General features: G+C 38.0%; 29 protein-coding genes and 1 pseudogene. 8 read left to right on the top strand and 22 right to left on the bottom strand.

What is annotated here, in order from left to right:
* Window positions 1-6 precede the first annotated feature (6 nt).
* From CCY97_RS05900 to folD, 6 genes are all read right to left on the bottom strand, one after another.
* Window positions 7-744 carry a DedA family protein gene (locus CCY97_RS05900; RefSeq protein WP_112064559.1) on the bottom strand — a complete coding sequence of 246 codons (738 nt, stop codon included), beginning with the start codon at window positions 742-744 and terminating at the stop codon, window positions 7-9.
* 12 nt (window positions 745-756) lie between these two features.
* Entirely contained in the window at window positions 757-1,287 is a 531-nt protein-coding gene (apt, locus tag CCY97_RS05895) for an adenine phosphoribosyltransferase (protein ID WP_112064558.1), read from the bottom strand.
* A gap of 18 nt (window positions 1,288-1,305) precedes the next feature.
* Entirely contained in the window at window positions 1,306-1,587 is a 282-nt protein-coding gene (locus tag CCY97_RS05890; protein WP_181562844.1) for a hypothetical protein, read from the bottom strand.
* A 66-nt stretch (window positions 1,588-1,653) separates the two neighbouring features.
* Window positions 1,654-2,079, bottom strand: a complete 426-nt coding sequence (rpiB, locus tag CCY97_RS05885; RefSeq protein ID WP_112064556.1) for a ribose 5-phosphate isomerase B — start codon at window positions 2,077-2,079, stop codon at window positions 1,654-1,656.
* Window positions 2,080-2,104: 25 nt separating this feature from the next.
* Window positions 2,105-3,247 (bottom strand): signal peptidase I, encoded by a 1,143-nt coding sequence (lepB, locus tag CCY97_RS05880; RefSeq protein ID WP_112064555.1) that lies wholly within the window; start codon window positions 3,245-3,247, stop codon window positions 2,105-2,107.
* A gap of 33 nt (window positions 3,248-3,280) precedes the next feature.
* Window positions 3,281-4,144, bottom strand: a complete 864-nt coding sequence (folD, locus tag CCY97_RS05875; protein WP_112064554.1) for a bifunctional methylenetetrahydrofolate dehydrogenase/methenyltetrahydrofolate cyclohydrolase FolD — start codon at window positions 4,142-4,144, stop codon at window positions 3,281-3,283.
* A 93-nt stretch (window positions 4,145-4,237) separates the two neighbouring features.
* Between folD and CCY97_RS05870 the strand changes: the two genes are divergently transcribed.
* The 4 genes and pseudogenes from CCY97_RS05870 to cysS all read left to right on the top strand — a co-directional run bounded on the left by CCY97_RS05870 (window position 4,238) and on the right by cysS (window position 9,930).
* Complete coding sequence (locus CCY97_RS05870; RefSeq protein WP_346435145.1) at window positions 4,238-4,645, top strand: c-type cytochrome; 408 nt, start codon at window positions 4,238-4,240, stop codon at window positions 4,643-4,645.
* Between the two features lie 200 nt (window positions 4,646-4,845).
* A pseudogene (locus CCY97_RS05865) lies at window positions 4,846-6,945 on the top strand (RNA degradosome polyphosphate kinase); the annotation flags it as partial.
* A gap of 27 nt (window positions 6,946-6,972) precedes the next feature.
* Window positions 6,973-8,424, top strand: a complete 1,452-nt coding sequence (murJ, locus tag CCY97_RS05860; RefSeq protein WP_112064552.1) for a murein biosynthesis integral membrane protein MurJ — start codon at window positions 6,973-6,975, stop codon at window positions 8,422-8,424.
* Between the two features lie 30 nt (window positions 8,425-8,454).
* On the top strand, window positions 8,455-9,930 hold the full coding sequence (gene cysS / locus CCY97_RS05855) for a cysteine--tRNA ligase (protein ID WP_112064551.1): 1,476 nt from the start codon (window positions 8,455-8,457) through the stop codon (window positions 9,928-9,930).
* On the opposite strand, the gene CCY97_RS05850 is transcribed toward cysS, so the two are convergent.
* The 6 genes from CCY97_RS05850 to CCY97_RS05825 form a co-directional block, all read right to left on the bottom strand.
* Entirely contained in the window at window positions 9,931-10,734 is an 804-nt protein-coding gene (locus CCY97_RS05850) for an energy transducer TonB (protein WP_112064550.1), read from the bottom strand.
* A complete protein-coding gene (locus CCY97_RS05845; protein ID WP_112064549.1) occupies window positions 10,718-11,740 on the bottom strand; it encodes a hypothetical protein in 1,023 nt (340 codons plus the stop codon). Before CCY97_RS05845 ends, CCY97_RS05850 begins: the two co-directional genes overlap by 17 nt.
* A 5-nt stretch (window positions 11,741-11,745) precedes the next feature.
* Window positions 11,746-12,099 carry a flagellar motor switch protein FliN gene (gene fliN / locus CCY97_RS05840; RefSeq protein WP_112064548.1) on the bottom strand — a complete coding sequence of 118 codons (354 nt, stop codon included), beginning with the start codon at window positions 12,097-12,099 and terminating at the stop codon, window positions 11,746-11,748.
* Window positions 12,096-12,515, bottom strand: a complete 420-nt coding sequence (locus CCY97_RS05835; protein ID WP_112064547.1) for a chemotaxis protein CheX — start codon at window positions 12,513-12,515, stop codon at window positions 12,096-12,098. Before CCY97_RS05835 ends, fliN begins: the two co-directional genes overlap by 4 nt.
* Before the next feature lie 66 nt (window positions 12,516-12,581).
* The gene (nth, locus tag CCY97_RS05830; protein WP_112064546.1) at window positions 12,582-13,226 is read right to left on the bottom strand and encodes an endonuclease III; all 645 of its coding nucleotides are present in this window, start codon (window positions 13,224-13,226) and stop codon (window positions 12,582-12,584) included.
* Window positions 13,223-13,900 carry a YggS family pyridoxal phosphate-dependent enzyme gene (locus CCY97_RS05825; protein WP_112064545.1) on the bottom strand — a complete coding sequence of 226 codons (678 nt, stop codon included), beginning with the start codon at window positions 13,898-13,900 and terminating at the stop codon, window positions 13,223-13,225. The genes nth and CCY97_RS05825 overlap by 4 nt, the downstream gene beginning before the upstream one ends.
* Window positions 13,901-14,059: 159 nt before the next feature.
* Here CCY97_RS05825 and CCY97_RS05820 point away from each other — a divergent pair, with 159 nt between their 5' ends.
* The 4 genes from CCY97_RS05820 to CCY97_RS05805 all read left to right on the top strand — a co-directional run bounded on the left by CCY97_RS05820 (window position 14,060) and on the right by CCY97_RS05805 (window position 18,196).
* A complete protein-coding gene (locus CCY97_RS05820; RefSeq protein ID WP_112064544.1) occupies window positions 14,060-14,740 on the top strand; it encodes a hypothetical protein in 681 nt (226 codons plus the stop codon).
* Between the two features lie 81 nt (window positions 14,741-14,821).
* Window positions 14,822-15,343 (top strand): LPP20 family lipoprotein, encoded by a 522-nt coding sequence (locus CCY97_RS05815; protein ID WP_112064543.1) that lies wholly within the window; start codon window positions 14,822-14,824, stop codon window positions 15,341-15,343.
* Window positions 15,344-15,375: 32 nt separating this feature from the next.
* On the top strand, window positions 15,376-16,314 hold the full coding sequence (locus CCY97_RS05810) for a radical SAM protein (protein WP_112064542.1): 939 nt from the start codon (window positions 15,376-15,378) through the stop codon (window positions 16,312-16,314).
* Window positions 16,315-16,396: 82 nt separating this feature from the next.
* Entirely contained in the window at window positions 16,397-18,196 is a 1,800-nt protein-coding gene (locus tag CCY97_RS05805; RefSeq protein WP_146744511.1) for a DUF342 domain-containing protein, read from the top strand.
* 53 nt (window positions 18,197-18,249) lie between these two features.
* On the opposite strand, the gene CCY97_RS05800 is transcribed toward CCY97_RS05805, so the two are convergent.
* From CCY97_RS05800 to greA, 10 genes are all read right to left on the bottom strand, one after another.
* Window positions 18,250-18,903: a TonB family protein gene (locus CCY97_RS05800; protein WP_181562842.1), complete on the bottom strand. Its 654-nt coding sequence runs from the start codon at window positions 18,901-18,903 to the stop codon at window positions 18,250-18,252.
* Window positions 18,875-19,255, bottom strand: coding sequence for a TonB system transport protein ExbD (exbD, locus tag CCY97_RS05795; RefSeq protein WP_112064539.1), 381 nt, complete (start codon window positions 19,253-19,255; stop codon window positions 18,875-18,877). Before exbD ends, CCY97_RS05800 begins: the two co-directional genes overlap by 29 nt.
* 3 nt (window positions 19,256-19,258) lie before the next feature.
* Window positions 19,259-19,696, bottom strand: coding sequence for a TonB-system energizer ExbB (gene exbB, locus CCY97_RS05790; protein WP_112064538.1), 438 nt, complete (start codon window positions 19,694-19,696; stop codon window positions 19,259-19,261).
* A gap of 470 nt (window positions 19,697-20,166) precedes the next feature.
* Window positions 20,167-20,493, bottom strand: a complete 327-nt coding sequence (locus tag CCY97_RS05785; RefSeq protein WP_112064537.1) for a hypothetical protein — start codon at window positions 20,491-20,493, stop codon at window positions 20,167-20,169.
* Window positions 20,490-21,107, bottom strand: a complete 618-nt coding sequence (hisG, locus tag CCY97_RS05780) for an ATP phosphoribosyltransferase (RefSeq protein ID WP_112064536.1) — start codon at window positions 21,105-21,107, stop codon at window positions 20,490-20,492. The genes CCY97_RS05785 and hisG overlap by 4 nt, the downstream gene beginning before the upstream one ends.
* 5 nt (window positions 21,108-21,112) lie before the next feature.
* Window positions 21,113-21,751 (bottom strand): type III pantothenate kinase, encoded by a 639-nt coding sequence (locus CCY97_RS05775; protein WP_112064535.1) that lies wholly within the window; start codon window positions 21,749-21,751, stop codon window positions 21,113-21,115.
* Window positions 21,751-22,764: a plasminogen-binding protein gene (locus CCY97_RS05770; RefSeq protein ID WP_112064534.1), complete on the bottom strand. Its 1,014-nt coding sequence runs from the start codon at window positions 22,762-22,764 to the stop codon at window positions 21,751-21,753. The genes CCY97_RS05775 and CCY97_RS05770 overlap by 1 nt, the downstream gene beginning before the upstream one ends.
* 9 nt (window positions 22,765-22,773) lie before the next feature.
* Entirely contained in the window at window positions 22,774-23,418 is a 645-nt protein-coding gene (locus CCY97_RS05765; RefSeq protein ID WP_112064533.1) for a tetratricopeptide repeat protein, read from the bottom strand.
* A gap of 3 nt (window positions 23,419-23,421) precedes the next feature.
* Entirely contained in the window at window positions 23,422-23,862 is a 441-nt protein-coding gene (gene dut, locus CCY97_RS05760) for a dUTP diphosphatase (RefSeq protein ID WP_112064532.1), read from the bottom strand.
* Window positions 23,863-23,873: 11 nt separating this feature from the next.
* Window positions 23,874-24,365 (bottom strand): transcription elongation factor GreA, encoded by a 492-nt coding sequence (greA, locus tag CCY97_RS05755; protein ID WP_112064531.1) that lies wholly within the window; start codon window positions 24,363-24,365, stop codon window positions 23,874-23,876.
* Window positions 24,366-24,693 lie beyond the last annotated feature (328 nt).

Here is a 24,693-nt window from a genome sequence, read left to right as displayed (position 1 = left end):
CTCCTTTCAATTGGTTACCTCTTTCATCGAGGTTTGTATGCGTTTGATGCTTCTATCTACGCGCTTTGTCTGGGTCTTAAAATACACCACCACACCGCCTCCAATCACTAAAGCCAATACGATAAGTAAATATGGATGGTCCTTAAACCAATCAAGTACCATAAAAATCTCTTCCCCAAAATACCAGGTGATGCAAATAGTAATGGCCGCCCATACCTGCGCGCTTAAGAAATTGATCAAAGCAAATTTGCCAGCGTGATAACGCGTAGTGCCTATACTTATGGGAATAATTGTCCTCATACCATACATATAACGCTGGATAAAAATAATGCTCCATCCATACTTTTGTAATAACAGATGGGCAAGGGCGAATTGTCTGCGTTGTGCTTTGAAGCTTTTTTGAATCCCTGAGCGGTTTAAACGCCCTATATAGAAATAAATCTGATCACCCACAAAGCCGCCCAATCCTGCGATAAAAATCGCCAAAAACATGTCCATTTTTCCATCATGTACTGCAAGTCCTGCAAAAATAAGCCCAAGCTCACCTTCTAAGATTCCCCAACAAAACAAAATAAGATAACCCCATCTCTCGACATGTTCCTCCCAAAGCTTTGTGATAAATTCCTCTAGTGAGAAACCGCTGCTTTTGTAGGAATAAAAAAGCAAAACAAAAAGCAGAAGAATCACACTCCATACGAAAAGTTTTTTGGGGTTGTTTCTAGCAAATTCTCTCACTCTATCCATCGCTTAAAGCCCCTAAATATCTAGCACACAAAAGACTTTTGTGAGTTTTTCCATATTTTTTACCCCATCAAGCTCGGCAAGATTTAGGATAAAGCATGCCTCGATGCATTTGCCACCAGCACTCTGGATAAGCTTCACACTCGCTTGCGCAGTACCACCTGTGGCTATCAAATCATCGATAAGCACTACGCGAGCACCCTTTTTACCCTCAAAGGCATCAATGTGAATCTCCACTTCATCAAATCCATATTCAAGACTATATTTCTCGCTGATTGTAGTAGATGGCAATTTGCCTTTTTTGCGGATTGGCACAAATCCGATTCCAAGTGCATAGGCCAGACTTGCACCAAATATAAAACCTCGAGATTCGATTCCTACAATAAAATCTATGTTTTGCTTTATATAACGCTCTTTCAGAGAGCCAATAAGCTGTGAAAACACTTCTTGGTTGGCTATCATTGTCGTGATGTCATAAAACAAAATCCCGGGTTTTGGATAATCAGGTATCTTTCTTATTGAATCTCTAAGCTTTTGGTGATCCATAACTCCTCCTCGTATGTATTAAAGCAATGCTTGGATTTTCTGCTCTAGCTCTTTTATACGAGCCTTGTATTTGTCGGTTTCGATTCTGTATTGGGAATTACGAGCTTTGAGAAGTTTGACTTCATTTTTGAGTGCATTCATCTCTTGCTGCATATTATCCATATTGCCTAATGCCCTCTGGAGCTGCAGCTGATGCTTGCGTATAAGAATCTCCGCTTCGCTTAATGTAAGCTTCATAGAAGCAGACTTTTTCTCCTCTTTGCGAGCGACACTTTTATAAAAAAACGTCCGCACAATCATATAAAACACAAAGAGTATAAAGCCTGTAAGAAAAATCCACTGCGCTACAAATACCACTTGTCTGCCCTATCCTAGCTTTTGTACTCTTATTTGGTGGCGACCATTTTCAAAAGGTGTATTTAAAAACGCCTCTACAATGTCAAAGGCCACAGCCTCTCCTATGATTCTCTGGCCGAGGCATAAGACATTACTATCATTATGCGCACGTGCTAGCTTCGCCATGAGGCTATCGGTACAAAGCGCAGCGCGAATCCCACACAATCTATTAGCGGCAATACTCATTCCTATCCCACTCCCGCAAATAAGAATACCCTTAGAACCTTGGCACTTTAATACTTGCTGGCAGAGAACATTTGCAAAGTCTGGATAATCCACACTCTCCTTACAATCCACTCCCAAATCCTGCACATCCAATCCCAAATCCAATAAATATGCTCTCAGTGAGGCCTTTAACCCAAAACCTGCGTGATCGCTAGCGATAAAGATTTGCATATATTCTCTTGTATTGGTTTATTTGCTAAAGAAAGTCATTTTCTAAAACTTCTACAGCTAGTCTCTGAGTTTGTGCTTCTTGGGATTGTAGTTTTTCCCGTCTGGTTTTTGAATCTCTTTCTAACGAATCCACACTCTTAAACATTCTCTCCCAGCGCACGCTATAACGTTTCTTGAGATCCATATCAGCTCCTATCTCCTCGCTATTTGCCTTATTGAAACTCAAGTAGATAAACCAAGGCTTACCAATAATATTACTATAAGGCACGCTCCCCCAGAATCTAGAATCATAGCTATTATTGCGATTATCACCCGCCATAAAAAACTCATCTTGAGGCACTTTGAAATAAAAGATTTTCTCGCCATTGTTTTGTACTAGACGCATAGCTCTACCCAAGCTTTCAAAATACTGCATCTCGGCAAAAGTGATATTTTGGACTTTCAAAAATTTATCCACACTTTCATTGCTATAAGATTTCTCAAATAAAGAACAGTCTTTTCTCCTATCAGCAAGAGAGATTTTAGAATCTCCGTTAGCACAAATTTTTGTATAAAACTTTTGGTTTTCTTTGTCGTAGTGGTATGCGATTCTTTCAAGTGGTCGTATATTTGGATGGTTTGCTAACTCTTCTTTATGCCAATAGATTGGCGTATAAGAAATGCCTCCATAGAGTGTGATGAATGGATCTTGTATATATTTTTTTCCAAAAAAGTATTTTTGCTGTATTTTTATCCCTTGATTCTCCAGTGTTTTGGTGATGTGTTCTATTTCTTTATCACCACCATTTGGGCGCAAAAAATAACCATCTTTGTTAAAAAGCACTTCATCACTACCCACAGCAAAAACGCGCTTGACATAGTAGGTATTCTGCTCCATTGGGGGAATAAACACGACAATATCACCTCTTTGTGGGCGATCCCCCTCGATCAAATGCCCATTGCCAAATACATCAGGCATGATAGGTATATCAATGAGTGGCAAGCGTGGAATCGGAACACCAAAACTAAACTTTTTGACCATGAGCATATCGCCTTCAAAAAAACTTCCAACCATAGAACGCGTAGGAATTATAAAAGGCTGCGCAAAGAAAAAGATAATGAGCAAAAGAAGAATAATTGTGCCAATCCAACCTGAAAAAAAATTTTTTAGTTTCATCAGAAACTGCATTGCTTCCCTTTAGTATGATATTTTTGAAAATGTCTAAGTGTCAAAACGCGAAAAAGCCTGAGAATCTACAGATAACCTAGCAGCTTTCAGAGTATTTTCTAGCAATGAAATAATAGTCATAGGCCCTACACCACCAGGAACAGGCGTAATAAAACTTGATTTTTTGCTTACAGATTCAAACTCGACATCGCCAACTAGCACACCAGATTCTAAGCGATTGATTCCAATATCAACCACTACAGCACCTTGCTTCACCATAGCGGCCTTCAGCAAGTTTGGCTTACCTACACCCACACATATAATATCAGCACGCTGTGTATAAGAGCCTAAATCTTTGGTGAGAATGTGGCATAAGCTAGTGGTCGCTCCTGCATTATGCATAAGCATGGCTAAAGGCTTGCCAACAATATTACTAGCTCCAATAATTGTGACATCTTTTCCTTTGACTTCTATGTCATAAGCTTTGAGTAAATTCATCACTCCTAATGGAGTAGCAGGTGCAAAACACTCCAATCCAACACTTAGCCGACCAATATTATACGGATGGAATCCATCGACATCTTTGTGCGGAGCGATAGATTCCAAAATCTTAGAAGTATCAATATGTTTAGGAAGTGGTAGCTGGACTAAGATTCCATGTATTTGGGGGTCATTATTAAGCTTATGTGTTAGGGCTAAAAGCTCCTCTTGAGTGCAAGCCTCATCAAGCTCAAACTTTACAGAGCGAAATCCTACACGTTTGCACGCGCATTCTTTCATATTTACATATGCCCTGCTTGCGGCATTATTGCCCACAAGCACAACAGCAAGACCGGGAATAACTGAGCTTGTGGTGAGTTCATGTTTAAGATGGTTTTCTAGCTTTATACTAAGACTCTTACCATCAAGAAGTTCCACTTTGCCCCTTTTGCCTCTAAAATGCGTCATATGATTGTTGTATTATACTATGAATTTTGAAAAGAATTCTGGCGGTTTGCAGAGGCAGTTTGTATGAATAGACTTTTTGATTTTAGCCTTGCTATAAGTGTTTTTCTTAGCATTTCTTGTACACAGATTTTCGCTCAGGATTCTTCAGACACTAGCACAAGTTTTGAAAACCTCACACATTCTCATGATGACTTTGATGGGTTTATAAGTTTTAAAGACTATGGAAGAAATCTTTACGAAAATCCCCGTGGCATAGGCTGCAATAGATGCCATGGCAAAAAGGGCGAGGGCAGTGTGATTGCACATTATTCACATAAGGGCAAGGCAAAAACTCTCAAAGCCCCATCTATAAAAAATCTGGAGTTTGGGGCTTTTATAAAAGCCTTGCGTTCCAAAAAAATCGGGGTTATGCCGACTTATTACCTGACTGACAAAGAAATAGAAGCGATTTATTTTTTCTTATACGAATAGCAGTATTTACAGACACATTTATACACCACAGATAACTGCTTTTTTTTTTTTTTAAAGTAGAGGTTTTATCTTCTTAGTCTATGGGCTTGCTTTAAAAAATCCAGATACCAAAAATCTCTTAAAATTACACTTTGACTCTTAATATAGCCTTGAAATACTTTCGGTTACAATAACTTCCAGCAACTACTTCCAAACAAGGCAATGTAATGGATATCAAAGATTCTAGAATGTATTTTAATCGTGAGCTTTCTTGGCTTCGATTTAACACCCGTGTGCTCAATGAAGCTAAAAACCCAAATATCCTCTTGCTTGATAATCTCAAATTTATAGCAATCTATGGGACAAACTTGGATGAGTTTTACATGATACGCGTCGCGGGATTAAAACGCCTCTATGCAAGCGGAATCACAGAAGTCGGAGCAGACAAACTCACGCCACTCCAACAGCTCACAGAAATAAGAAAATATCTCCACGCACAACAAAAGGAACTAGAACATATCTTTTCTACTATCAAAGCACAACTTGCACAAGAAAATCTCTCTATCAAACAAGTAAGCGAATTAAACACAGACGAAAAAAGACTTCTCAAAGAATATTTTTTCAACTATCTTTACCCTGTAATCGTGCCTGTACTAGTAGACACCACCCATCCTTTTCCACATCTGAATAATCTCTCGTTTGCAATCGCATTGAAATTCAAAGATTCTAATGGCTTTAAATATGGCTTGATTAGAATCCCACGTATTTTGCCGCGGTTTTTTGAGCTGGATTCTGGAGTGTTCATCCCATTAGAGCAGATAGTGGGGGAATTTGCGCAAGAGTTTTTTGAAAACTACGAGATAGTAAGCTATACCCCCTTTAGAATCACACGCAATGCAGATATGGAAATAGAAGAGGAGGAGGCCGATGACTTTTTCCAAATCATGAGCGAAGGCATAAAAACTCGCAGAAAAGGCGAAATCGTGCGTCTAGAAATCGGGCAAAATGATGAGGATTTGCTTGCATTTGTGAGATTCCATGTCAAAGTGGATCCTTGTGATATTTATACCTTCAAGATTCCTTATCTTATTAACTTAAATGGGCTGTGGCAAATCGTAGGAAGCAAGGCTTATGCACACTTAAGCAGTGCTCCATTCCACCCTAAAGTCCTACCTCCACTTGATTCAAATACTGATATTTTTGCCACTATCGACAATAGCGATGCCTTGCTCTTCCACCCTTATGAAAGCTTTGATTCTGTCGTGAATTTCATCCAAACTGCAGCAAAAGACCCAGATGTCTTAAGTATCCGTATGACTCTTTATCGTGTCGGTAAGAACTCTCCAATTGTGGAAGCTCTCATTGAAGCAGCAGAGAACAATAAGCAAGTAACAGCTCTTGTAGAGCTTAAAGCACGCTTTGATGAAGAGAACAATCTGCATTGGGCAAAGCGACTAGAATCAGTTGGTGCGCATGTGATTTATGGAATCCCAGGGCTAAAAGTGCATGCAAAAATCGCACTTGTCATCAAGAAAGTGGGCAATACACTTAAGGAATATGTGCATCTAGGCACTGGCAATTATAATCCCAGTACAGCAAAAGTCTATACAGATTTGTCATTGCTCACCTCAGACAAAGATATTGCAAAAGATGCAATCAAGCTATTCCATGCGCTATCAACTGGCAATGCACGCAAAACCACACTAAACAAACTCAAAATCGCACCTACACAGATAAAAGCACAACTTCTTGCTCTTATCGAAGGGGAAATAGACCAAGGTGAGCAAGGACGCATCATCATGAAGGCAAATGCTTTTGTGGATACTGATATTATCCAAGCGCTTTATCGCGCAGCTCAAGCGGGTGTAAAGATAGATCTGATTGTGCGAGGCATATGCTGCCTACGCCCGGGGGTTAAAGGTGTAAGCGAAAATATACGCGTATTCTCCCTTATTGGCAAATACCTAGAGCATGCCAGAATCTACTATTTTAAAAATGCCGATGTGCCAATTTATTTTGCTTCAGCAGACATCATGCCGCGTAATCTAGAGCGCCGAATCGAGATTCTTACTCCCTCTATTAGCAATACAATCACACAAAAATTATTTGAGATTGTAAATATCCAACTCAAAGATAATACACAAATCCACGAGCTCCAAAGCAATGGCGAATACAAAAAACTTCTGCCACCAGAAAAACAAAAGCCTCTTAGCGCCCAAGATTTGTTTGAAGAGATGACAAATGCGCTTTATGATACCACCAAGAAAAGTCAAGGAACGAAAGCAAAGAGACTTATCAAAAAAATGATGGGCGAGAGCTAGTCAGAATCAGTTTTCAAAGGGGATTATTTGGTATTTAAGGCATTTCTTACAAACAGTATGGGGATATTGTGCTCTCGTGTTTTTGGCTTTATCCGTGATTTGTGTATGGCATTATTTTTGGGCGCTGGGATTGCAAGCGATATTTTTTTTGTGGCATTCAAATTACCCAATCTTTTTCGTCGTATTTTTGCTGAGGGCGCATTTGTCCAAAGCTTTTTGCCAAGCTTTATAGACACAAGGAAAAAGGCTGCTTTTAGTGTGATTATTTTCAATGTTTTTTTTTGCTTTATTTTTGTACTAAGTCTTTGTGTATGGGAGTTTAGCGGTTTTTTTACCAAAGCTCTTGCATCTGGCTTTGATGATGTGCAAATAGAGCTTGCCAAACCCATCGTGGCTATTAATTTCTGGTATCTGGAGCTTATCTTTTGTGCAAGCTTCTTGAGCGCACTTTTGCAATACAAAAACTGCTTTTGGGTAAGTGCTTATAACACTGCTCTGCTTAATATTTGTATGATCATCGCACTTTTTATCGCGCGAGATGAAAATGAGATAAAAGCAGTATATGTCCTTAGCTATGGTGTTTTGTGTGGTGGCTTTGCACAGATACTTTTGCACTTCTATCCACTTTTTAGGCTCAAGCTCTTAAGGTTATTTAGCATAGGGATATATGAGATTATCCAAGCAATCAAATACTCCAAAAAACTTCCCAAGAAGCTAGATTCTATTTTGAATGATGTTAATGGATTTTTTAAACAGTTTTTCCCCGCACTTCTTGGCAGCTCCACTGCACAAATCGCCTCTTTTCTTGATACACTCATTGCTTCATTTCTAACTACAGGGGCAATCAGCTATCTTTATTATGCAAATAGAATCTTTCAGCTGCCATTAGCAGTCTTTGCTATAGCTGCATCTAGCGCACTCTTTCCTACGATCGCTAAAGCAGTCAGAAACAAAGAAGAGCAAAAAGCACTCATGCTTTTAAAAAGAGCATTTTGGTTGCTAGCTACTATATTATGTGTGTGCGTAGTTGGCGGAATCATCTTGAGAGAAGAGATTATCTGGCTACTTTTTGAGCGCGGAAAATTTATGCGTGAGGATACTCTGGCTGTAGCTGGGGCATTTGCTGGGTATATGGTAGGTTTACTGCCTTTTGGATTGGCAAGAATCTTCTCGCTCTGGCTTTATGCAAGGAAACAACAAGGCAAGGCCGCAAAAATCTCTGCCATCTCACTGCTTTGTGGCGTTGGATTTTCTCTTGTACTTATGCAGCCTTTTGGCGTAGTGGGATTAGCTCTGGCCTCATCACTTGGCGGTGTATTGTATTTTTGGCTCACCATTAGAATCTTTGGTACAAACAAGTTTCTTCATATTTTAAACAATCCAAAAGCTTGTATTGTGCTGGTTATAATAATACTAGTGGAAATTGCGATTCTGAAGGTATTTCAAGCTTATGAAAATGTTTTTGGAATCCTTATTTGATGTAATCGCAAAAAAATTTAAGGAGGAAGGATGATTACACTTTATGATAGTGTTAAGAGAGGAAAATGCGAGTTTGTAAGTATCAAGAAAAACGAAATACGTATGTATGTATGTGGTCCTACGACCTATGACCATTCACATTTAGGGCATGCCAGAAGCGCGATCACCTTTGACTTATGGCGCAGGGTTTTCTTAGCTCATGATTACAAAGTCATCTTCGCAAAAAATTTCACTGATATTGATGACAAGATCATCAAAAAATTTTTAGATTCTCAAAATAGCCAAACTCCTTTCGCTTCCATAGAATCCTTAAGCCAACACTATATTAAATCATACTTAGATGATATGGACTGTCTTAATGTCCTAAGAGCAGATATTGAACCACGTGCCACAGAAAACCTCACACCAATCACACAAATGATAGGCGACTTATTAAAGCAGGGATATGCTTATAATGGAGAAAATGGCGATGTGTATTTAAGAATCAAAAGTGATAGTGCATATGGCTCACTCACACAGAAAGGCAAAGAAAACAACGAAAATTTGCTTGCACGCATAGAAAATATGGATGACAAGATGGAATCAAGAGACTTCGCACTATGGAAGGGCTACAAGGGCAAAGAGGATTTTGGCTATGAAAGTGAGTTTGGTAAAGGGAGACCTGGCTGGCACATAGAATGCTCAGCGATGATAGAGGAACACCTCGCTTACAAAGACGAAAATATCTGTATTGATATACATGCTGGGGGATCGGACTTGTTTTTCCCTCACCATGAAAATGAAGCGAGCCAAACCCGATGTGCCAAAAAAAAAGAGCTTGCAAAATATTGGCTGCATAATGGGTTTGTAACCATCAATGGCGAAAAAATGAGCAAGAGTTTGGGGAATAGCTTTTTTCTCAAAGACGCTTTAAAGAGCTATCATGGCGAGATTTTGCGTAACTATCTGCAAGGCGTACATTATAGACTTTCACTAGGCTTTAATGAGGAAGATCTCTTAAGCTCAAAAAAGCGACTGGATAAATTCTATCGCTTAAAAAAACGCATAGGTCTGCATGAAAACTACCCAAAAGATGCCAAACAGCTACAAGAGTTCTACTATCACAATTCCAAACAGGCACAAAATGATTTTATCTGTGCTCTTTTAGAATCACTGAGTGATGATCTTAATATCTCAAAAGCACTCAGCGTAATAGAAGAGATGATAAATCGCGCGAACGAAGCCCTTGATAAAACTCCAAAAGATAAAGGTTTATGTAAACAAATCGCCCACAACCTCAATACTATATCCGCACTTCTTGGTATTGGTACTTTAGATTCACAAGAGTATTTTCAACTTGGAGTAGATGAGCAGAAGCGAGAGCTTATAAAATCTCTTATCTCAAAACGCACACAGGCAAAAGCGCAAAAAGACTACAAGCTCGCAGATTCTTTGCGTGATGAACTCAAAAATATGGGTATAGAAATAATGGATCTAAGCACAGGAACAACTTGGGAAGCACTTTAGCTAGTAGTAATACAGCTCCATACTCACGCGGATTCTAATAAGCACCTTGCTTTTGGGATGTGGATAGTCCTTGTAAGCAATCTCTATCGTGCGCACTGAATTTCTATCAAGGATAATATAGCCTGAGGGTTTGATAACAGATAGTTCAGAAATATCGCCATTAGGATGCAAATAGAACTGCACAATATTTACTCCCTGCTGGCCTAGCCTAATAGCATCTTTTGGATACTTGAGATAGCGAGCAGTAATGCGTCCTATGTCACGTAGATTGTTAATAAGAAACTCGCGTTCTACTAATCCATAATCGCCAAACTCTTCTCCATATAGCTCCATAATATCGCGCTTTGTGATGCTATCGGGATTGTATTGTGAGAATATCTGTGATAGTGGCGTGCGGGTCTGTGTATTTTGATTGAATTCTTGGAGCGGATTGGGGTCTGTTGCCTTGTCAGAAGAATCTTCCTGTGTATTGTGCAAATCACCGTCATAGTCTTGAGAACTTGGAACACTTTGTTGCTGTAGAGATTCTTGGGATTGTAGAGATTGGGTGAAAGGATAAGAATCTTGTGTATTAGCTGCTGGATTTTGCGATGTCTGCGCAGCATCTGTTTGGGAGATATGCTCCAAAAACTTAGAAATCTTTATTTTACTAGGGTATTGCCCTGTGCCAGATTTGAAACGCATTGTTTCTTTTTCTAGTAATAAAAATACAACCAAGCCTATGATGAGTGCATGCAGCACACAAGAGGCAAATAGGCTAAAACCTAAGCGATTACTTTGTAATATCTCAGAAAGTCTGTGCATTTTTAAGGCGCATAAGACGTTGTTCTTTTTGCTCTAAAAGCTTGGCAAATTGTGTATCGTCAATGACGAAGTCATTGTGTGTGTTTATCTCTTGATTTTTTGCGGGATTATAACGATCAAGCAAAACATTACCCCGCTCTCCTAAAAGCACTAGATAATAGTAGTTGTTGGCTTCAACAAGAACAATACGATTTTTTGAATCTATTTTTTTCTGCAGTGTTACCTTCAAATCGGCGTGTAATGTAGGCAAATAAGGACTTGCATTGTCTCGTATAAGAGTGGCGAAGTTTTGTGCTTTGGGCTTAATAAATTTCTTTACCCACAACAAGAGCAAGATAAAGCCAACCATAATCCCAATAAGTGCAAAATAACGCCAAGTCTCTAATTCAAAAGAATTTTTGCCAATTACAGCAAGATTCCTCTGATCTTGGGTTGTACCACTTGAATCTGTGGTTGTCAGATCCTGTGTTATGGGATTATTTTGTTTTAATGCACTCAAATCAAATTCTTTGTCGTATATAAAAGCTGTGCTTTCTGGCTTTGGGAGGTTCAGGATATTTTCAGAGATACTCTCGCTTTGTGTGGTATCAAGAGTGTTTTGGAGGGTTTTGTCTATGAGTATTTCTAAATGCGTGGGGGCAGGAGTGACTTTTTGGAAAAGCACCTTAAAAGTCTGTGCGGATTTAGAAACCTCAACATTTATGTTTTGCGCATCGCCTATGCCCAATACATACAGGTTATTATTGATATTAAAAACCTGCACTTCACTAAGAAAAGATCCATCTATGCGCTTATTTTGTCGTAATGCGCTTGCGTTTTCAAAGATTACACCCTTATATTCATCCTGGGTACTTATACGTGGCAAGAGTGTATAAGGTGCGTCAAAGTAGAGTAAAACCTCAGTCGCATTCGCTTGGCTTATTATCTCTACTTTTTGTGCCTGCACTCCAAAAACAGTAGACACAAAAAAGCACAGCACACAAGCCAACGCACTCCAATGCCCCATAGAATCTAGACCTTCTCCCTTGTGAGATAATACACAATCGCATTGGAATCCAAAATCTCATTAATACGAATGGCAAGATTCTTCTCATATACCATAACCTCGCCCTTGCCTATCACACGTCCATTGACAAAAGTCTCGATGCTTTCACCAGCAGGCTTACCTAAATCTATTATTGAGCCTTTTTCAAGCTTAAGAATCTCTCTTAGCTCAATCTTTGTGCTTCCAAGCTCAGCATTAAAAACCACTTCCATATCAAGCAAAGTATTATAATTTTTCATCATATCTTCAAGATATGTGGCAAGCTCTATTTCCTTAGTTGTATGGATTCTTTGTTTATCGAGAATCGAATCGCCATTCATTGTTTTACACTCTTCATATAGATTCCGCAATGTCCATTTTTTAGCTTGAAGTGTAAGCCACTATCATAGTCTTTTAATAGCTTATAGCCAACATAGGTTGGCACAGAAATATCAAATCTCTGTCTATTTTCATTTGCGCCAATGACTTTTGCATGTCCTACTACGAGATTTGCAATTTCTTTTGCTATGTCTTCTAATGTCTCTGTATTGGGATTGCTATCGTCCAAAAGCTGAATACAAAAGATTCTCAAAAATGCCTTGTCAAACAACAAAAACACCTCTCTTGCTATCCCTTGCTTTTCAAGTAAGCTGATTTTTGTAAGATAGCCTTTTTTTAGTGGCAGGATAGAATCCTTAGGCGTTTGGGAAATACTGCCTTGGACCACCTCTATAAAACTCTTGCGAATAATATCCATGCGATATTTCCTTTAGGAATGAGTTGCTTATGCTATTAGGGAGTTTTGATTATAAATATTTTTTGTTTATCTTGGCTTAAAATTCTGCTTGTTCTTACATAGGTCAAATACAAAACAATCACTGCAATTTGGCTTGACTGCCTTGCATGTATAACGACCAAAAAGCACAAAAGCCTGATGCAAAGTAGAAAGATTGTCTTTAAAGATTTTGCTCAATTCAAGTTCTGTTTCTTGGGCGCTTTTAGCATAGCTTAAGCCTAATCTATGGGAAGTGCGAAATACATGAGTATCCACTGCCATATAATTTGCTTCAAAAAACTCTATAAGCACCACATTTGCAGTCTTTTGCCCTACTCCAGCAAGACTTTTTAGTGCAATCTGTGTCGTTGGAATCTCACCATTAAAATCCTGCATGACTTGGTTTGCCATTTTATGTAGATTCTTAGCCTTTGCATTAAAGAAGGAAATTGACTTGATAAGCTCTCTTATCTCATCTACTGTAGCAAGCGCTAGACTCTCAATATTTGGGAATCTCGCAAAAAGCGATGGAGTTACGATATTGACACGTTTATCAGTGCATTGTGCCGAGAGCATTACACACACAAGTAATTCATAGAGATTCTTATAGACCAATTCTGTCTTAGCGTTTGCATAATGGACAAGAAAACGGGATTTTATAAGCGCAATTTCTGCTTTGGTCGCCTTTTTCATATTTGGAATAGCCTTGATCCGATTCGCACCATATTTGCCCCGCATGCAATAGCAATCTCAAAGTCATCACTCATTCCCATCGACAATGTTCTTGCCCCAACACCAGAAAGAGAATCAAAGACATCTTTTGCTAGCACAAAACTTTGCTCAATCTTTTTGTAATCATTGCTATGTGCTCCGATAGTCATAATGCCTTCCATGATGATATTTGGACACTGGGCTTGTATCTCTTGATATAAGACATGCGCATCTTGTGGGAAAACGCCACTTTTGCTAGATTCAAAGGAAGTATTAAGCTGCAAGAGCGCGTGCATTTTGGTGTTTTTAGTCTCAAGACGCTTTTGTAACGCAAGGGCAAGCTTTAGAGAATCCAATGAATGCAAAAGCACGGGATTTAAGTCAATGAGAGCGTTGATTTTATTTTCCTGTAGGCTACCTATCATATGCCATTGTAATGGGAGGGATTCTAATGCCTGGGCTTTGGATTTGAAGTCTTGTATTTTGTTCTCACCAAATGCGCGCTGACCGCATTCATAAAGAGCTGTGATTTCTTGGATACTTACATATTTGCTTACTGCAATCAGTGAAACTATATGATGTGGGCTGTAAGAAAGCCTTGCACGCTCGATTTTACGAATGACAAGATCAAGATTCCTCAAATAATTTGCCTGCATATTGTATCTTCCTCAAAAATGACTAAGGGTTGTAAATTCGCAAAAATTATACGCAAAAATTATCGAGAAAATCAGAAAGTCAGAGGGTTCTAGCTCCTCTCAATAAGCTATAATGCCCAAATCATGACAGTAATAAGACGTTTTATAAAGAGTAGCTTTTTGTTTTTAGTGGGTGTTGGGGTTTTGTATGCCGCGCGCCCTATGAATACAGATGATGGAAGGATAGTAGATACAAACTCTTGCCAACTTGAGAGTTGGATAAAGCATGGCCAAGATTCTGAATTCTGGGCTATGCCTGCGTGTAATTTCTTGCTGGATTCTGAAATCACTCTTGGTGGGAATATCACTAGAGAATCCCAAATGGACACAAAAGCCTATATGGTCCTTGCACTCAAAAAAATCTTTTTTGATCTAGAAAACGACGGTTTTAGCTATGGCTTTGCCTTAGGAAACGTGCAAAAAAATCTCAAAGACAATGATTCTGTGTATGGCTATTTGCTTTTTAGTAAAGCCTATAGGGAGAATAGGCTGTTTTTGCATAGTAATCTAGGAGTGCGCGCCCAAGTGCTACCCACACAACGTGCCGCAACTCGTAGTAAAATTTATAATCTAGGCCTAGGCATAGAATATGATGTCAACGAGTATATTTGGCTTATGGCAGAGACATTTTATGAATCTTCATTGCCTACTCCTGCCTACCAACTTGGCATCAGAATCTGGCTTGCTCGTGATATGCTACAAATTGACTGCACTTATGGCAATGATTTTCTCACACCTTTTAATGCGAGCAATAGCTTTGTCTCTTTAGGTCTCAGGGTATTAAGCCAGCAGCTTTTCTGATACATCTATACTCTAGCAGAAACGCTTAAGGGTTTTTGGATTATAATCACCCCTCATTCAATTAATAAAAGGATTTAAAAAATGAGAAAGCTACTTTTCTTTGTGATGGTTGGAATTTTGGCATTAGGCTTTGTGGGTTGTTTTAAGAAAAATACTTTAGGGAATGGAAAAAAATTTGGTTTAGATGGTGCGCCAGCTTGGGTGAGTGGCGCAACAGCAAAAGAGAAAGTTTATGGAGTAGGAAACGCACAAATTACTAATAATCGTTCAGATTGGGCCATGAAAGAAGCGACAATCAAAGCTCGAGCTGATTTAGCCTCAATACTAGAATCCAAAATAGAAGAAAAAATCAAGATTCTTGAATCTGCTGAAGGAAGCGAGATGGTATCAGCTATTCGTGTAAGTGTGGAGCAAACTCTCTCAGGAGCACAAAGAAGCGATACTTGGATCAGCAAAGATGGGATGTTGTGGGTAAAAGTCGAACTAAAAACCATCGATAAAACAGTACTTCAAAGCAATCTGGCCAATTTAAGCAAGGTCAATCAAGAAGCTGCAAAAGCCCTCTCAGAAGTCGTGGATGAAATCATTGATGGCAAGAAATAAACATGTGAGTGAGCGTCTGTATAATCTTATAGATGGATACGCATAAAATCACTTTTGGACCCATTATCTCTCGCCGTTTTGGACATTCTCTAGGTGTCGATCTCTCGCCAACCTCCAAACAGTGTAATTTTGACTGCTTGTATTGCGAGCTTCAACCTGCAAAAGCCCAAGATTTTATGAGAGATGTAATCACTCCAGAGCTTATAATAGAAGCGATTGCAGCTGCACTAGAGAACCTCAATCAAGAAGGTATTAGCCTTGATGTCCTCCCCTTCACCGCCAATGGCGAACCCACTCTCTATCCACATTTAACACAAGTCATAAGAGAATCCAAAAAGTTTCTGCCAAAGGGTATCAAAACGCTCATTCTCAGCAATGGATCGCTATTTTGGCAAGAAAAAGTTCAAGAAGCTTTGCTCGAGTTTGATATCGTCAAGTTTTCATTAGATTCTATTGATGAACGTAGCTTCAAACGGGTGGATAGACCACACAAAGATATCAAGATTGCCAAGATAAAGGCAGGAATTGTGTCTTTTGCTAAAGTCTTCCAAGGCAAGCTTATAGGAGAGATTTTGCTCGTAAGTGGAGTAAATGATGACCTACACAGAGCAAGAGAATTGTATGAATTTTTAAAAGCTATAAGATTAGATAGGCTTGATATAGGCACAATCCACCGTCCAAGCGCCCACAAGACTACACCATTAAGTACGCAAGAAATTGAACGTTTTGCTGATGTTTTTGAAGGAATATGCGTATATCTACCACATACAGCACAAGCACAAACTCCAAACCTGCGAACCTTGCAAAAAGATGAAATCCTCTCTCAAATAGCTCATCGCCCGCTCAGTAAGCATGATATTGACTTGCTATATTCCAAGCAGAGCAAGTGTTTTGTAGATGAACTTATAGAATCTGGGAATCTAGCATGGGTGGAGACAGGAGGCATGAGATTTCTTAAAATCAGACGATAGAATCCCCACACCAAAGAATTTAAGTGCAAAAAAGATAGAATTTTTGTTTATAGATTACATTCAAAGTGTAGGAGTGCTTGGAATGCAGAAATTTAACCCCCTAATAATACGTAACTGCGATGAAATCACAAAGGCATTAGGCCAACTCCATGAACTTTATGCTTTGGATTCTTATAGCCTGAATTTTGATATTTTAGAAATCAAAACCTTTAATCCCGACACACAAGAAGAAATAACAACCTATGATACAAACGATAACCTCAGACAAAAATTTGATATCAGTGTGCGCGATAGAACAGAATCCGAACACAAAATTTTCTTAGAACTTGCACTTGATAGATACAACACAAAGCTCACTTTGACCTTTAAAAAAGGCATGACATTAAGCCTAGATGAAACATTCTTAGAAACTCTTTACAATGAGTTGTTAAGAAATTTTGCTACCCAAAAAATTTTCATAGACACCACAGAATCAAACAACTTCAAAACAGGCATTATAGAAAATCTCAAAAACGCTATCCAAAGAATTATCGAAAACCCGACACAATCTACAGTCCTCGAAAAAAATGAAAGTTTTGAAATCTTGCGCAGCAGCTATATTCCTAGACTTGAATCTAAGACATACTTTCATCCAAAAATACTGTGGGAGCAACAAAACCAAACAAACATAGAATTTGCATCTTATGCTGTAGTAAGAGATGAGCTGGTATTAGAAGTTCTAGCCCCTTGTAGTGGAGAAAGTGGTAGGGACTTGTTAGGAGACTATCATGAGGTGAATATCAAACAAGACAATAAACAACTAGCAGAAATTGTTTTTGATGAAAAAATATTCCGCAAAGAACAAATAAATGATGGTGTTGGATTCTATGCATTGACAACAGGCTATGTGTCTTTTAATGACAATAAACTGAGTATGCTAGATTCTCAAAATTTAACAGAAATCAATATACGCACTACAGGGCATTTATTAGGCGGTAAAGAAAAAGCAACTTATGTCAATATCACCTGCTCTAATCCACAAGATGACGCTGTAGGCCAAGGTATAATCCTTGAAGCAGGAAATGTAGATATAGTAGGCTGTATAGGAGAAAAAGCAAAGATCCTAGCAAACAATATAAAAATACATGGCCAAACCCATCAGCGCTCTTATATACAAGCTCATACCTGTGAGATTGACTTCCACAAAGGAAGTGTGCAAAGCGAGGAATTAAAAATCCAACAATGCGAACTAGGAAATATTGACGCCGGAAATGTAAAGATCGATGAGGTAAGTGGTGGCAATATCCATGCCAAAAATATAACAATCAACAAATTGCACTCAAATACAAAATTGTATGTCTCACAGACATTAGATATTGCGCTTCTTGATGGCGGAGGAAATGAAATCTATATCTCCCCAAGTGCATATTTTGAAGATCGCAAAAAAATAGATGAAGATACACAATTTATGCAAGAGTGTGTAGAAAAAATCAACAGACTTATAGAATCACTCAACAAAGACAATACAAAAATCAAACAAGCAAAGCCTATTATCAAACAACTCAGATCTATTATTGAAAAAAACAACCAATTAAACCAACCTATTGACAAGCGCATGACAAAAGCAGTAGCTGAATACATCATGCTTGTCCGACATGCAAATTTTCTCAAGCACAGGATCCTGCAAATCCAAGAGAGTGCTAAAACATGCAATAGAGAACTAAAAAATATCGATGAAAATTTAAAAAATGCAACCATCAATTGTCATAGCAAATGGAATAACCACAATGAAATTTTCTATGACTACCTCTTCCCAAAAGGACGGGATATGATGAGCTTAGAAAATGAGGAAGAATGCAGTATAGGAATTGACAAAAACACTCTCAAACTCACAAAATTCTAAAACCCACCAAACAAGATATCTCAAGAGTATTTTCTAAGACATACGCGAGGCAACTATAAGTCTAGATTATACGCTAATGGAATCTCTAGTCTGAGCTTTTTCTCTACGCGAGGAAAATGTTTTGATGCTTCCTGTATCGCCCTTACCGAAGCCCTATTAAAATCATCATATTTTGATGCTTGAATCAGGCGAATATTAGTAACCCTACCATCAGTATAGATGACAAACTCAATAAGCACTTCATCTTCTAATTTGCGTTTGAGCATCATACGCGGGTATTTTTGCTTCTTGGCAATAGCCCTTTGAATCTGTTGGTAGAGTTCATTATTTTGTCCATCTCTATAACTCAATGTCTCTATCATATCAGCCTGATTTTCTTGCTGTGCTTGCTTGGCTAATGTAGATTCTACAATCTCTTCTTGCACAATCTCTTCTGGTATAGGACTTGGCACAACTTGCTTTGGCTTTGTTTTTTTATGAATCTTCTTCTTTGGCTTTTTTGGAGTGGGTTTTGCTTCATTTGGAGATGGATTTTGTATCGTAGAAAGAGACAAAGTCATCATATTTATACCTTCCTCTTTTATATCTACGCTATGAAACTTATCCATAAAGAAACACAACACTGCCAAATGAACAAGCAAAGAAACAACAAATCCCACACGCATAGGTGTAAGGAATCTATTTTTTACTCGTCGCGATACTAACATTTTCATGTCCTTTTTCTTTTAAAATATCCGCGATTTGCACGAAAATATCAAAACGCGCATTCTTATCGATCTCGAGTTTGAGTAAGGTTTTTGGCGTAAGAGCAAAAATTTTAGTTTTGAGTATTTCGATACTCATAGCCTCATTTTCAAAGAAGATCTCGCCATTTTCATTGATACTAAGTGTTACAACAGGAGAGTCTGTAGGGGCCGAGGATTGGTTGGAACTTGGCAATTCAACCTTAATCTGTCCTTGTGCAATAAATGTGGACACGCTCAGTACTATAGCAAGCAAGACCAACATCACATCGATGAGTGGTATGACATTCAGTCCATCTTTTTTTGGTAATCGCATCGACTAACTCTCTGTCTTATTACCTTGTAAAACCTGATAACGGTTGGTGTATATATCAACTTTACGTAGAAATATGTTATATAAGATGAGCGTAGGAATAGCCACCAAAATCCCTAGCGCCGTCGCTTTCAATGCAAGCGACAAGCCCACCATAATACTCTTTGCGTCAACTCCACTGCCCATACCCATATCATAAAATGTGATCATAATCCCCACGACTGTACCCAACAAGCCAATATATGGAGCGTTAGAATAGATAATATAAAGAGCTGTGAGATTCTTACTGAGAGCTTCTTCTAATTCTTCTTTTGTTTTATAATCACTAATTTCCAAACGAGTATAAAAAATCACACGTTCAACACTAAACCACAACACCAAAAAACTCATAAAACCTAAAACAAAAAAAATCGTATGATCAATGTAGTTTTTCAAAAATTCCATACTCTACTCCCGTAGAAAATTCGTCGCATCTTATAGTAATAATTCTTAAAATAACTTAATGCCATTTATGTGCTAAAAATGATAAACAAATGGGATTCAACGAAGGATAAGTACATAAAATTTGATACTTTGCTCAGAGTTTCTTGAGAGTTTTTTTCGTTGATTATGATGGAATATTTTCTCAATATACTAACAAGAATGATACGCATTAATCTCAAATCTAAGAATTCTGTTGTCATAGTAAAACCCAAACTTTTTTTTGCAAAAATCTAACCTGACAATATTTATAGGAAATTTATTCATGGGCTTTATGCACTAAATTCTTAGGATTTTTCAAGTAATGGCTAAGAATTTCAAAGTAATTAGTTGGGATGCTTTTTGGTTGAAAATTTTGCAGTGCTTGAATACAGAGGTCTGCTGACGCTTTGCCCATATCGCCAGAGCATCGCATAGTATATTAAAAAGAGATTCTAAAAATCCAATGCATTATTGAGGGCTTCTTGAGATTTTTTGAGTGCTTCTAGCTTGCGCTGTTCTAGATCCTTATCGACTTGAGTATTTTGCTGCAATTGTAGCCGTATAGATTGTGAAGTCTTAGAATCTTGTATCTCGTTTGGAAACATACCCCGAGGCATTTTAACAAACACATCTTTATAATTTTGCTCGCCCATTTTGTAGCGGATAAATATTTCACCGCTTTGGTTGTTGTAGATATAGGTATCTTTGCTATCGCTAAACATAATCCATTCAGCATTCAAAATGCTCAAAAATATTCCCACAAAGATACATCTTTTCATCGATGAAGTTTCTCACTAAGACTTTGCATCAAATCTAAGATTTCTTTTTGCTTCTGATAAAAGCTATTATGGTTTGCAACCAAATATGCAGAAGATTCCATAATCACCTCATCAATTTTAAGATTATTTTGCTTCATCGTAACCCCAGTTTCAACAATATCCACTATCCCATCGCTTAAACCCACAAGAGGAGCAAGCTCAATGCTTCCATAAAGCTTAATAATCTCAAGTGGGATTGCCTTTTTGGAAAAATACTTATGCGTAATCGTAGGCATTTTTGTAGCAATTTTTATTTGGGTTTTTTGGTAGTCAATGTCTCTGCCTACGGGTGAGCCAATAATCACCTTACATTTGCCAATATGCAGATCTAACAACTTCAATACACTATTTTCATCAAACTCCTCAATCACATCCAAACCCACCACACCAACATCTGCCGCTTGATAATGCACATAAGTGAGTACATCCTGACTTCTTACAAGCAAAAACCTCAAGTTGTCTTTATCTAAGATAAGCTTCCTGTCCTCAAAATTAAAATCCTGGCTAAACACGCGCGAAAAAAGTTCTAGACTCTCTTTTGCGATGCGGCCTTTTGGTAATGCAATTCGTATCATATCCCCTACCCTCTACTTTGCCCTTTTATATAGTTTTCATAAGCTCTCTGCATACCCTTAAAAACAATCGTGTCATCAAAAATACTTTGCTGAAAAAATTTACTCAAAAACTTTCCATCGCCTCCAGTAAAGATAATTCTTTTTTCTTTCGCGCTATCTCTTATCATCAGCACAATACTATTGATAACACCAAAAGAGAGTGCTGAACGGGTATTTTGCGGTAAAACATCCAGCTGAACACTTAGATCCAAATCAATTGCAAGAGTGGGGGAGATGTTTTTATAAAGATTTTGATACATACCAAGACCAGGCAAAATATAGCCACCTAGATGCACGCCCTTTTGCATAATATCAACAGTTATAGCACTGCCAGCATCAACGATCAAACCATTCCCTATACCCACACAAGCTGCAACTCTATCGATTCCAATACCACTATAAGCAGTATTCAAAGAAAAATATGGTCCAAGATCTATGCAATGTTCATATACAGCAAGGAGCTTTTGTTTGGATTTGGGATTGACGCTGATATAAAAAATAGGCATATCCTGGTATTTTGGAGTAATTCTATCTGGACTCTCATGCCAGATTCTGCCTTCGTGAAAAAAATGCAAGTTGGTATTGCCTATATCACAAAAGACCATCAGAACTTCTTGTATCGATCATGGTAAAACAAACTGTCTTTGGTATAAAATAGATGCTTTTTCTTAGGTAATCTCACTTTATAAATCACAGGCAAGAAACTTTCCAAATCAAGCTCTATAAGATATTTTGCAGATTCTAAAGTATAAAGCTTGCCATCTTTTATGACAAGACCATTAAAATGCGCAAACTCAAATTTAGCCTCACGCAATAGTTTCAAACTACGATCAAGCTCTAAAATTTTGCCATCATTACTCAGAACATAAACCTTATCATCATGAACCAGCACATCGATAAAATCCCCATCATGATTAAAACTCTTAGAATTACCCAAAATAGTGCTCACACGCCTTTGCGTTGCTGTGATAATCGTCTCATTTTTGGTATACAAATAAATGATGTTGTTAAAAAACTTATCACTCTGAATCAAAATATCCTTAGTGATTGTCTTGGTGCGCAAATCAAGTAGAAGAATCTTGCCATCAAGGGTAGGATACACGACATAGTCTTTAGTAATTTGAGGGGCTGCACTCAAGGAATTGATAGCAATGATATTGCCTAACTTTTGACTAAAAAGCTCCTTTTTGTCTTTCAAGTCGTATAAGAAAATTGTATTCTCTGCCGAAACAAGTGCAAGCAAATCCCTCTTTGGATCAATAGCTGCACTCACTACACAATTTTGGAATGTAATCTCACTTGTGCTTTTGCTTGAAGAATCTAAAATAACCAAATCCTTACATTCGTTTTGTAATACATACACATCCCCGCTTCTGCTCAAGAAACTTTGTTTTTTCTTCAGTTCTAAATCCATATTTCCATTAGATTCCAAGACCAAAAGATTTTTCAAAAGCGCACCATCGCGAGTAGTATAAGCAATAGGAGCAGGCAGTTTCTTGTCAAACACCGCTTCAAGTTTTACATCTTTTGGTTCAAAATAACGCTTTTGGCTGCAAGCAGTAAAAAACACAATAACACTAAGTGCAAAATAAAATTGGAATGTAAGCAAAAATCTCATCACTAAAACCTACTTATAATGTTTGAGAAACTGACCCAACATAGAAAATATGGAATCCAAATCCAAGAAACCGATCTTGTCTTTGGCCTCTTGTATCTGACCTTCTTGAATGAGAAGTGCTGCTTGCTGCATGATAGCCCATTCTCTGAAGTCTTTGGCCTTTAAGGATTCTAGCCGTCCAAAGACTACATCAAAATTCTGAGCTTGAGAATCTTGAGTACTGAAAAGATCTGAAAGCTCTGATTGTGCAAGCTGATAGTTTGCTATTGTAGAAATAAACTCATTTTTTGATTTGCTCAATTCCTCTAGGACATCTTTTTTGGTATTTGCATATGTGAAAAGATAAAACTCATAAAGCAAATGGTTATTGTCTTTTAAGGTCTGTAATAGCTCTTTTGCATTCTCGTGTGCATCTATTTCACTAGGCAAACTCAAAAGAGCAGTATAAGCAGTGTTTGCTTTTTCTAATCTCGCATGTGTGAGCTGTGTATAAATAATCCAAGATACAAGCAAAAATAGCAAGACAACAGCAAATACAATGAGTTGTTTTGCGTACCGCTTTAGAAAAATCTCAAACCTAAATGCAGATTGAAGAATCTGAGCATCTGTATCAAATGCATTTTTTATTTCACGTAAATCCGATTTTATGTTCATTATTTATCCTCCATTTCTAACTCCACTACTCCCAAAGCCCTTATTTCCTCTTGTTGTTTCGTTTAATGCATCACATTCAACAAAGCTTACTTGATAGATTCTGTTAACCACACCTTGGGCTATTCTATCTCCTATGTTGATAACAAAATCTTTCTTTGAGTGGTTTATGAGAATGACTTTAATTTCACCACGATAATCGCTATCTATGGTGGCTGGAGTGTTTAAAACACTTATCGCATCATTGAGAGCCAAACCACTCCTAGGACGTATTTGTAATTCATAATCTTGCGGCAGCTCAAGAGCTAACCCTGTCGGTATAAGAGCAAGCTCTCCAGCTTTTAAAACACAATCAATAACAGAATGAAAATCAAAACCCGCGCTACCTACTGTCTGGTATCGAGGAATGATAGCTAATGGGTTGAGTTTTTTTAATTTGACTTGCATACTAGACCCTCTTACCTATCTAAACTGAAAGGCTTGTAAACTACTTCAAGAATCTCAAAGTCATTTTCACCATTTGGCAGCTTGATACTTACCTCATCACCCACTGATTTACCCATAAGCGCACGCGCAATAGGTGATGATATGGAAATGAAACCTTTTTGTGGATTGCTCTCTAAACTCCCTACAATCGTATAACTTGTCTCTTGATCGCTTTCAAGGTTTAAAATCCGAACATGCGAGCCAAAACTTACTTTTTTGTGTTCCAACTGACTTGGATCAATAATCTGAGCGTTCGCTAAGATACCACCAAGCTCAGCTATTCGAGATTCTATAAACGCTTGTTTTTCTTTGGCCGCATGGTATTCAGCATTCTCTTTTAAGTCCCCATGAGAGCGCGCAATATCAATCTCTTTGACAATTTCTGGACGCTGCACATCTTGTAAATCCTTAAGCTCTGCACAAAGCTTCTGATAACCATATTCAGTCATAGGTTCTTTTGTCATTTAAGCTTCTCCAAAAATTTTTATAATCATAACAATTTAGCCTTAAAGCTACATAGTTCCACTTTCAGTCAAACCAAAATATTCAGACAAATCCAGATACTCTAGCAACAAAATAAGACACTTTATAGAAACAAAATTGCAAGAGATAGCGTAACTAGAACCATACAGATCAAACAATCCCAATTGCATAGATTCCATCAAAGTGGTTTTTGGAGGATTAAACTTAAGCGCGCTAGGTATCATTGGCGAATACATAGGACGCAGCTACGAACAGAGTAAGAGAAGACCGCATTTTATTATTGCAGAGTCTCTCTAGTACAAACTCAAG

It is taken from the genome of Helicobacter sp. 10-6591 (assembly GCF_003288805.1).
Taxonomy (GTDB): Bacteria; Campylobacterota; Campylobacteria; order Campylobacterales; family Helicobacteraceae; genus Helicobacter_F.
This window is presented reverse-complemented; position numbering and strand designations above follow the sequence as displayed.